This window comes from Kitasatospora sp. NPDC056783, from assembly GCF_042789895.1.
Classification (GTDB): domain Bacteria; phylum Actinomycetota; class Actinomycetes; order Streptomycetales; family Streptomycetaceae; genus Kitasatospora.
The window spans coordinates 1-9,527 of sequence record NZ_JBHUAF010000341.1 but is presented as its reverse complement, the minus strand read 5'-3'; the positions used below and the strand labels follow the sequence as shown (position 1 = coordinate 9,527).

10 protein-coding genes are annotated in these 9,527 nt (G+C 75.3%); 8 read left to right on the top strand and 2 right to left on the bottom strand.

What is annotated here, in order from left to right:
* On the top strand, positions 1-1,076 hold a 1,076-nt coding region (locus tag ACFRMQ_RS32535; RefSeq protein WP_380734331.1), incomplete at its 5' end, for a histidine kinase.
* Positions 1,077-1,184: 108 nt separating this feature from the next.
* On the opposite strand, the gene ACFRMQ_RS32530 is transcribed toward ACFRMQ_RS32535, so the two are convergent.
* Entirely contained in the window at positions 1,185-1,382 is a 198-nt protein-coding gene (locus ACFRMQ_RS32530) for a hypothetical protein (RefSeq protein WP_380734329.1), read from the bottom strand.
* 350 nt (positions 1,383-1,732) lie between these two features.
* Between ACFRMQ_RS32530 and ACFRMQ_RS32525 the strand changes: the two genes are divergently transcribed.
* Entirely contained in the window at positions 1,733-2,350 is a 618-nt protein-coding gene (locus ACFRMQ_RS32525; RefSeq protein ID WP_380734328.1) for a TetR/AcrR family transcriptional regulator, read from the top strand.
* 123 nt (positions 2,351-2,473) lie between these two features.
* Here ACFRMQ_RS32525 and ACFRMQ_RS32520 read toward each other — a convergent pair whose 3' ends face one another.
* On the bottom strand, positions 2,474-3,838 hold the full coding sequence (locus tag ACFRMQ_RS32520; RefSeq protein WP_380734327.1) for an FAD-dependent oxidoreductase: 1,365 nt from the start codon (positions 3,836-3,838) through the stop codon (positions 2,474-2,476).
* A 346-nt stretch (positions 3,839-4,184) separates the two neighbouring features.
* On the opposite strand from ACFRMQ_RS32520, the gene ACFRMQ_RS32515 reads away from it, so the two are divergent.
* From ACFRMQ_RS32515 to ACFRMQ_RS32490, 6 genes are all read left to right on the top strand, one after another.
* Positions 4,185-5,387: an MFS transporter gene (locus tag ACFRMQ_RS32515; RefSeq protein ID WP_380734326.1), complete on the top strand. Its 1,203-nt coding sequence runs from the start codon at positions 4,185-4,187 to the stop codon at positions 5,385-5,387.
* Positions 5,388-5,688: 301 nt separating this feature from the next.
* The gene (locus ACFRMQ_RS32510) at positions 5,689-6,339 is read left to right on the top strand and encodes a helix-turn-helix domain-containing protein (protein ID WP_380734325.1); all 651 of its coding nucleotides are present in this window, start codon (positions 5,689-5,691) and stop codon (positions 6,337-6,339) included.
* 210 nt (positions 6,340-6,549) lie between these two features.
* The gene (locus ACFRMQ_RS32505; RefSeq protein WP_380734324.1) at positions 6,550-7,833 is read left to right on the top strand and encodes a styrene monooxygenase/indole monooxygenase family protein; all 1,284 of its coding nucleotides are present in this window, start codon (positions 6,550-6,552) and stop codon (positions 7,831-7,833) included.
* Positions 7,834-7,895: 62 nt separating this feature from the next.
* Complete coding sequence (locus ACFRMQ_RS32500; RefSeq protein ID WP_380734323.1) at positions 7,896-8,807, top strand: squalene/phytoene synthase family protein; 912 nt, start codon at positions 7,896-7,898, stop codon at positions 8,805-8,807.
* A gap of 54 nt (positions 8,808-8,861) precedes the next feature.
* Positions 8,862-9,086, top strand: coding sequence for a thiazolylpeptide-type bacteriocin (locus ACFRMQ_RS32495; protein ID WP_380734332.1), 225 nt, complete (start codon positions 8,862-8,864; stop codon positions 9,084-9,086).
* Positions 9,087-9,300: 214 nt separating this feature from the next.
* Positions 9,301-9,498, top strand: coding sequence for a thiazolylpeptide-type bacteriocin (locus ACFRMQ_RS32490; protein ID WP_380734322.1), 198 nt, complete (start codon positions 9,301-9,303; stop codon positions 9,496-9,498).
* Positions 9,499-9,527: the final 29 nt, after the last annotated feature.

The following is a 9,527-nucleotide window of genomic DNA, read 5'->3' as shown; positions in this document are numbered from 1 at the left end:
CCGCCGTCTTCCTGCTCGCGATCGGCCTGCCCCGGGGCGTGCGGTGGGTCTCCGGCCTCGTCGACCGTTGGTACTACGGATCGCGCGCCCAGCCCTACCAGGTGCTGCGGAGCCTGGCCGGGCGGGTCAGCCAGACCGTCGACCCGCAGGAGGTGCCGGGCGTGCTGTGCCGCACCGTCGGCGACGAACTGCGCTTGCCCGGCGTGGAGCTGACCGTGTCCACCCGGGGCGGCGAGCGCTCGCTGGCCGCCGTCGGGGAACTCTCCGGCAGCGGTGAGGACTTCCCCCTGGTGCACCGCGGGGAACAGATCGGACGGCTCACCGTCGCCCCGCGCGAGGGCCAGCGGGCACTCGACGGCAGCGACCGAGACATCCTGCGCTCGCTCGCCGACCAGGCCGCGCCCGCCGTCGCCTCGCTCCAGCTGATGGAGGACCTGCGGGCCAGCCGCGAGCGGATCGTCGGGGCCCGCGAGGAGGAGCGCCGGCAACTGCGCCGCGACATCCACGACGGACTCGGCCCGATGCTGGCCGGGCTGCGGCTGCGCCTCCAGGGAGCGGCCGCGGTGGACGACCCGGCGCTCTACTCCGCGGTGCTGGACCGGGTCGCGGACGACCTGGCCACGGCGGTCCGGGAGGTCCGGCGGATCACCGACCGGCTCGGACCGACGGCCCTGGGCGACTACGGCCTGTCCCGTGCGCTGGCCCGGCTCGCCGAGACGTTCAGCGGCGCGGACCTCACCGTCACCACCCGGCTGGAGCCCGACCCGCTGCCGGAGCTGCCCGCCGCCGTCGAGGTCGCGGTCTACCGGATCACGGCGGAGGCGCTCAACAACGTGCTGCGCCACGCCCGTGCGAGGAGCGCGACGGTGTCCGTCCGGGCGTTCGCCGGGCGGCTGGAACTCTACGTCGAGGACGACGGGCGGGGTCCGGGCCACGGCCTTCCGGAGCACCAGGGGGTGGGGCTGCGGTCGATGTCCGAGCGGGCCGCGGAGATCGGCGGCAGCTGCACCGTGGACGCCCTGCGGCAGGGGACCCGGGTGCACGCCGTGCTCCCGCGCCGGCCCGCGTGCGGCTGACGGCCGCGGACGCCTCACCGGCAGGGGCGGGCCCGGCGGACGGAAGGCCCCCGGCGCGACGGGTGCCGGCCGGGGGCGGGGAGCTTCGAACGGGATGGGGGTGACTGGTCAGCAGTCCGGGGGCGAGCAGCCGTGGCTGTGGATGGAGCCGGGGCCGCCGCGGTGGGGTCGTTTCGCTCCGGGCGCGCCCTCCGCGCCCGGGACCGGGCACCTGCACGCCCGGATGGCGGCGGCGACGCTCACCGCGGCGAAGACGGCGGCGACACCGGCGGCCACCAGCGCGGTGCCGGTGGTTCTGTCGGTCATGTGGTCCTCCACGGGAATCTCCGCAGGCAGGTCCGGTTCGACCTGCCCTCCCATCCGACCGCCGACCCCGCCCCAGCCGCATGGGGCCACGGTCCCCTTCCGGTCCCGTCGCGCGGGTGGGCCCACGCCGTACGGGAACCGCCGGGGTGAACACCGGAACGCGTCACGGCGGACCGGGACCGACGTCGGGAACGGGTTCGTTCACTAACATCGACAGTAGCCCCCGGCGACGCCCGTGATGGAGGACATGGATCCGCCAGCGCGCGGCCGGTGCCGGGTGTCCGGAGGACGGGGGCGAACGCGTGGAACGACGGCCATCGGCGAAGGGCGACTGAAGAAGGTGCGCAACCATGACCGCTGACACGGATACCGGGCACGGGCCGGTGACGGGCGTTCCGCTGCGGCGGCGCGGCGAGGCGCTGGAGAGCGCCATCTACGAGGCGGTCCTCCAGCAGCTCACCACCGACGGCTACGCCCGGATGACCATGGAGGGGGTGGCCGCCGGAGCGCAGACCGGCAAGGCGGCGCTCTACCGCCGCTGGTCGTCCAAGGAGGACCTGGTCAAGGACGCGCTGCGGGCCAGTCTGCCGCCGTCCGGCCCGGCCCCCGACACCGGCAGCCTGCGCGGGGACCTGCTGGAGGTGGTCACCAGACTGCGCGCCGCCATGGTCAGCGAGATGGGCGCGGCCGTGCGGGCCGTCATGAGCGAACTCGACCACCAGCGGGCGCACGCGTTCCTGGAGATCGTGGTGGAGCGGGTGGTCGAGCCGACGACGGCGCTGATCGCCGAGGTGCTGGACCGCGGGACCACGCGCGGCGAGGTCCGCCCCGGGGCGGTGACCTCGCTGGTCACCGATCTGGTGCCGGCGCTGATGCTGTACCGGATCAAGATGTGCGGCGGGGACGCGGCGCGGCTCGATCCGGCGGCGATCGTGGACGAGCTGCTGCTGCCGGTCGTCCGGCCCTGAGCGGAACGACCTCCGGGTTCACCAGCGCGAGACGCCGAAATCCCGCGGGAGTGGTTCCGGAAGGAATTTCCCGCGGGATTTCGGCGGTGGCACTCGGGGCCGGGCCTCTCCGACCGTGTCGGATCAGGCCCCGCTGTGGCGGAGCATGTCCTCGCGCTCGACGACCTTGACGCGCTCGCGCTGCTCGGGCTCGCCGAGCGCGCGCTCGTGGGCGTCCAGCAGCTTCCAGCCGTCCCAGGTGGTGAACCGGATGCCCTGGGCGCGCAGGTGCTCCTCGACCGCCGACGGCTCCGGCTCGACGGCGCCGGGCAGCCGGCCGCCCGCGTGGTCGTCCAGCAGGCAGGCGACGGTCTCGTTGGCGTCGCCCTTGGTGTGGCCGATCAGGCCGACCGGGCCGCGCTTGATCCAGCCGGTGACGTACGTGGCGGTGCGGTGCGAGCCGTCGCCGTCCAGGACCCGGCCGGCCGCGTGCGGGACGGTGCCCGAGGCCGGGTCGAAGGGCAGCTTGGGCAGCTCGTCGGAGTAGTAGCCGACCGCGCGGTAGACCGATTGCACGTCCCAGTCGGTGAAGCGGCCGGTGCCGCGCACGTTTCCGGTGCCGTCCAGCTCGGTGCGTTCGGTGCGCAGGCCGACCACCCGGCCGTCCTCGCCGAGCACCTCGGTCGGGGACTCGAAGAAGTGCAGGTAGACCCGGTGCGGGCGGTCGCCCACGTCGCGGATCGCCCAGTTCTCCACCGTCGAGGCGACCAGGTCGACGTGCTTGACCGCGCGGCGTTCGGCGATCGAGCCCTCGTCGTACTCGATGTCCTCGGGGTTGACGATCACCTCGATGGTCGGGGAGTGGTCCAGCTCGCGCAGCTCCATCGGGCTGAACTTGGCCTGGGCCGGGCCCCGGCGGCCGAAGACGTGCACCTCGACGGCCCGGTTGGCCTTGAGGCCCTCGTAGACGTTCGGCGGGATCTCGGTGGGCAGCAGCTCGTCGGCGGTCTTGGCGAGGATCCGGGCGACGTCCAGGGCGACGTTGCCGACACCGAGGACGGCGACCTTCTCGGCCTCCAGCGGCCAGGTGCGGGGCACGTCCGGGTGGCCGTCGTACCAGGAGACGAAGTCGGCCGCGCCGTAGGAGCCGTCGAGGTGGATGCCGGGTATGTCCAGCGCGCGGTCCGCCATGGCGCCGGTGGAGAAGACCACGGCGTCGTAGAAGCGGTGCAGGTCGTCCAGGGCGAGGTCGGTCGGGTAGTCGACGTTGCCGAACAGCCGGACCTGGGGCTTGTCGAGCACCTGGTGGAGGGCGGTGACGATGCCCTTGATCCGCGGGTGGTCGGGTGCGACGCCGTAGCGGATCAGGCCGAACGGGGCGGGCATCCGTTCGAAGATGTCGATCGAGACACCGGGGGCCTGGGCGGCGTCGGACTTCAGCAGGGCGTCCGCGGCGTAGATGCCGGCGGGGCCGGCTCCGACGATCGCGACTCGGATCGGGCGGGGCATGACGAGTGGTCCTCCGGTCGGGCGCGGCACAAGGCGGTCTGGACCTTTGTAGCAAACCGGAGGCGTGACCTGCGAAGTAGGTGGTGTTGATCTATGGGGCCATAGATCTCGCCTATGGCTCGTGGGCCGGTCCGGACGCCCGGCAGGACCGGCCGGGCAGGCCTCGTCGGCTCCCTCCGGCGGCGTGCGCGCGGGCCGTGCGGGCCGGTAGGCGCCTGGGCCGCGGGGACGGACACCGTCGGACACGGCATCCTGACAGTGTGCCGGATCATTGTGATCCGCGGGCCTCCGCGGCCCTTGTCGGCGGCCCCTGTCGGTGGGCCGTCCGAGCCGGTAGCGTCGCCGGGTGGACACGACGATCGACTCCGCCCGGGCCGGGTCCGGCCGCGACCGGCCGCCGTTGGTGACGCGGGCCCTGCTGCTGCGCCTGGTCTCCCTGTTCGGCTCCTCCATCGGATTCCACCTGCTGCTGTCCGCCGTTCCGCTGTACGCCCAGGAGTCCGGCGGTGAGCACGCGGCGGGCCTGGCCACCGGCGCGCTGATGCTCACCACCGTGGTCGGCGAACTGGCCACCCCGTCGCTGACCGCCCGGTTCGGCTACCGCCCGGTGCTGGCGGCCGGGTTGGTCCTGCTCGGCGCGCCCGCGCTGGTACTGGTGTGGACCGGGAGCATGGCGGCGGTGGTGGCGGTCTGCCTGCTGCGCGGACTCGGCTTCGCCGTCGCCCTGGTGGCCGGCGGGGCGCTGACCGCGACGCTGATCCCGGCCGAGCGGCGCGGGGAAGGGCTCGCGCTGATCGGCCTGGTCTCCGGACTGCCCGCCCTGTTCGGTCTGCCGCTCGGCGTCTGGCTGGCCCAACACGTCGGATGGGCCTGGGTGTTCGGGATCGGGGCGGCGGCGCCGCTGGCCGCGGTGGCCTCCGTCCCGGGGCTGCCCGACCGCGTTCGGGCCGGCGGACCGACGATGGGAGTGCGGCAGGGGCTGCGCGACGGCGCACTGCTGCGCCCGGCCGCGGTGTTCGGTGCCACGGCGCTGGCGGCGGGGATCATGGTCACCTTCCTGCCGCTCGCCGTGGCCTCCGCCACCGCCGTCACGCTGGCGCTGCTGGTCCAGCCCGGGGCCGCCGTGCTGACCCGCTGGCTGGCCGGGCGGTACGGGGACCGGCGCGGCTCGGACGGGCTGGTGCTGCCCGCGCTGCTGCTGGCGGCGGCCGGGGTGCTGCTGCTGGCCTCGACGGACAGCGCGGTCGCGGTGGTGGCCGGGGCGGCGGTGTTCGGCGCGGGCTTCGGCGTCGCGCAGAACGCGACGCTGGCCCTGATGTACGCGCGGGTGCCGCCCGCCGGGTACGGCACCGTGGCGGCGCTGTGGAACGTCGCCTACGACGGCGGGATGGGCGTCGGCGCGGTCGCCTTCGGGGCGGTCGCGGGCCGGACGGGCTACCCCTGGGCGTTCGTGCTCACGGCGGCGGTGATGCTCGGCGCGCTCGCCCCGGCCTGGCGGGACCGCCGCCCGGACCGGGGGAGCGGAGGGGGCGGAGGCCGGTCGGGGTGAGCGGCCAAGTGCCCGTAGCTCCGGACCGCGACCCGGTGCACGTCCTCGACGTCCGCGACCCGGTGCACGTCCTCGACGTCCGCGGGCCGGCCGTTGATCTCGATGGTCGACGCGCGAGCCATGTTTCCACGGCGAAGCCCCGGGTGGCAGGTGATCAACTCCTCGGTACGGGCCGGTGGACCGACACGCACGGGCCGGGCCGTTGCTCGACTTGCCGCAGGCCGGGCGCTTGGATGGGCCCGGCCTGGTCAACGCCCGGACGCGGCCCGACCGCCCCCCGGCAAGCCGAGGAGTCACCACCGTGCACGAGACCCCTGACCCCGCCGTCGTGGCCGGCCGGATCGCCGAGCGGCGCCGACAGCTGGGCCTCAGCGAGGAGACCCTGGCCAACCGGGCCGCGATGGCCCCCCGCTACCTCCGGGTCCTGCTCGAGGCCGGGCCCGGGTTCGACCCGGCGGGCTTCCTGCGGATCGCCGCCGCCCTCGGCAGCACCCGCGCCGAGCTGCTGTCCGGCCGCGCCGACGCCCCGCCCGGCCAGGGCGGCCCCGGTCCGCGCCCCCGGCTGCTCGACCTCACCGAGCAGGAGTGCTGGCAGCTGGTCGGCAGCCACGGCATCGGCCGGATCGCCCTGCCGGGCGAGCCGGCTCCGGTGGTCATGCCGGTCAACTACGTGGTCGACCAGGGCTGCTTCGTCTACCGCACCGGCGAGCACAGCGCCACCGCCCCGGAGGAGGGGGCCGCGGTCTCCTTCCAGGTCGACCACCTCGACGAGTACCTCGGCCGCGGCTGGAGCGTGCTCGCCCTCGGCCCGGCCCGCTACGTGGCGGACCCGCACGAGCTGAAGCGCCTGGCCGGCCTGCCCGGGGCGGCTCCCTGGGCGGGCGGGGAGCGGCCGCGCTGGGTGCGCGTCCACCCGGAGAAGGTCACCGGGCGCCGGCTGGTCACGGGCTGAGGCGCCGGGCGGCGGGCCGGGGGGGGCGGACGCCCGTGCCGCCGTGGTGGGTTGGGGGGCTTCGGCCGGCGGACCGGTCCGGGTGACAGCGGCGGCGGGCACCGGCCCGGCCCGTGGTGGGGCCCGGCGATGACTGGTAAGCAGTCCGGTGGCGGCCGGGGCGGGCGTGGGCCGCCGGCCCGGGACGCGACCACCAGGAGAGCAGGGACGATGCGCAGGATGCTGATCGTCGGCGCCGGACAGGCGGGACTCCAACTGGCCCTGGGGCTCCAGGCCCACGGCTACGACGTGACGATGACGACCGACCGCGGCCCGGAGGAGGTGCGCGGCGGACGGGTGCTGTCCAGCCAGTGCATGTTCGACTCCGCGCTGCGCACCGAGCGGGCCCTCGGCCTGGACCTGTGGGCCGAGCGGGCACCCCGGATCGAGGGCCTCGGGGTGTCGGTGGCCGGGCCGGGCGCGGCGCGCGCGATCGACTGGGTCGGCCGGCTGGACGGCTACGCGCAGTCCGTCGACCAGCGGCTGAAGATGTCCACCTGGCTGGAGCTGTTCGCCGAGCGCGGCGGCCGGGTCGAGCTGCGCCGGGTGACCGCCGCCGACCTCCAGGACCTGGCCGGTTCGTACGACCTGGTGCTGGTCGCCTCCGGGAAGGGCACGCTGGCCTCGCTGTTCGAGCGCGACCCCGGACGTTCCCCGTACGAGCGGCCGCAGCGCGCCCTCGCCGCCAGCTACGTGCACGGCCTCGCGCCGCGCCCCGAGCACGACTACCCGGCGGTGCGCTGCAACCTGGTGCCGGACGTCGGCGAGCTCTTCCTGGTGCCGGCCCTGACCGAGGCCGGGCCCTGCGACGCCATGGTCTGGCAGGCCCTGCCCGGCGGCCCGGCGGACGCCTTCGACGGGATCCGCGACCCGGCCGAACACCTGCGGGTGACCCTGGAGTTGATGAAGGAGTTCACGCCGTGGGAGTACGACCGCACCCGCGGCGGCGTCGAGCTCACCGACGCCGGAGGCACCCTGGCCGGCCGGATCACCCCGGTGGTGCGCCGCCCGGTCGGCGAACTGCCCGGCGGCGGCACGGTGCTGGGCGTCGCGGACGTGGTCGTCCTCAACGACCCGATCGCCGGCCAGGGATCCAACAACGCCGCCAAATGCGCCGCCGGCTACCTGGAGGCGATCCTCGCCCACGGCGACCGGCCCTTCGACCGGGCCTTCCAGCAGGCGGCCTTCGACGGGTTCTGGCGGACCGCCGCCCCCGCCACCGCCTGGAGCAACGAACTGCTCGGACCGCCGCCCCCGCACGTCCTGCGGATCCTCGCCGCCGGTGGCGAACTGCCCGCGGTGGCGCACCGGTTCGCCAACGCGTTCAACGACCCGGCGGACCTGGAGGAGTGGTACTTCGACCCGGCCAAGGCGGACGCCTACCTGGCGTCGGCGGCGGCCGGCCGCCGACCGGCGGGCGGGGCCGGAACCCCTGGGGACCCGGGCCTCGAATAGGCGCTCCCACGTGCACCGGATACGCTCGGTCCCCGTCGAACACATGATGGGGTGAGCGGGAAATGGGCAGGTGGGAGCGGGCGCTGGACGCGGCCGGCATACGCGAGGCCGGGCTGCGGGCCGACTACGGCCGGCAGCGGCAGCAGGTCGCCCGGTACAAGCGGGAGATCGCCCTCGCCGCCGACCTGCTGCTGCCCGCCCGGATGGTCCCGCACGTGATCGCGGCCGCCGCCTTCATGCACCGCACCGACACCCTGATCGACAGCGGCCCGCCCGCCGAGCGCCGGGCGGCGTCCGTCCGCTGGCAGCGGCAGGTCACCGACGGCCTCGCCGCAGGCCGCACCGAGGACCCCGAGCTGCGGCCCCTGCTGAACAGCGTCGCCGCCCACCCCGTCTTGTACGAGCGGGTGCCGGACTTCCTCGCGGCGACCGGGGCCGACCTGGACTTCACCGGCTTCGCCACCGAGGAGGACTACCAGGCCTACGTCGACGGGTACTCGCTGCCCGCCTTCATGGTGGTCGCCGCGCTGATCGGCCCGGACGGCGACCAGCGCGAGTACCGCGCCGCCTGCCGCACCTTCATCGACGGCAGCCAGCGGCTCGACTTCGTCAACGACCTCGCCGAGGACCTCGCGGACGGCCGGCTGACCATCCCCGAGAAGACCCTCGCCGAGCACGGCGTCACCCGCGCCGACCTGGAGCGGGCCCGCGACCTGCCCGCCGTCCGGGCCCTGCTCGCCGCCCTGCTCGACCGGGCCGGCCGCACCCTCGCCGAAGGCAGGGCCGTCATCGACCTGGTGCCGCCCGAGCACCGGCCGATGGTCCGCTGCATCGTCGGGGTGGAGGAGCTCACCGGCGCCGCCGCCCGCGCCGACCTCGGCGCCCTGCTGCGCCGCTCGGCCGGGCCCGCCAAGCCCGCCGCGCTGCGCCTGCTGGCCCGCGAATACCTCCGGGCCCGCCGGCTGCGCGGCTGACCCGGGTGAACGGCCCGGTGCCCGGGAGGCTGCCGCTCGGCTGAGCCGGCCCCGCTGTGGGCTCGGAGCCCACCGCGATCACGACGTGTCCGCGCGCCGGCGGCCGGCTCACCCCGCCCCTCGGACCGGCCGGGCCCCGCCCGCGCGGAAGTCGCGGCCGGCCGCTGTCGGCCGCTGTCGGTCGCGCTGCCGGAGAACGGCGCGTCCTGGGGCTCCTGCTCCTGTCAGGCCTCGTCCTCCTGCGCGCAGCCGCAGGTGACAGAGTTCCCGATCGGCTGACGTGCCGTCATGATCTCGGCCGTAGGCTGATTCCGCCGGCCGGGCAATCCGGTTCGGCGCCGCCGTCCGAGGGCGGATCCGGCGCTTTCTCCCGGGCGCGTCGGGTCCGGCCCGTACGCGGCGCACCCGTGGGGGTCGGCGCATCCCGCAGCACCCGTTCGTGGGCGCACCGGGCCGTTCGGCCGGAGTGCCCACCGTCACAGGGGAGTTCGCCATGTCCGACACCGCCGAGTCCGTCGCGGCCGAGGATCTCGACTTTCCGGACCTCGACCTCAGTGAGCTGACCGTCACCTCCCTGCGCGACACCGTCGCGCTGCCGGAGGGTGGCGCCTCCGACGACTCCTGCTCCTGCCGGGGCTCGTCCTCCTGCGCGCACCCGCCGACCCCGACCCAGTCCCTGGCGACAGACTGACGTTCCATCACTAAGGTTCGGTCGTGGAC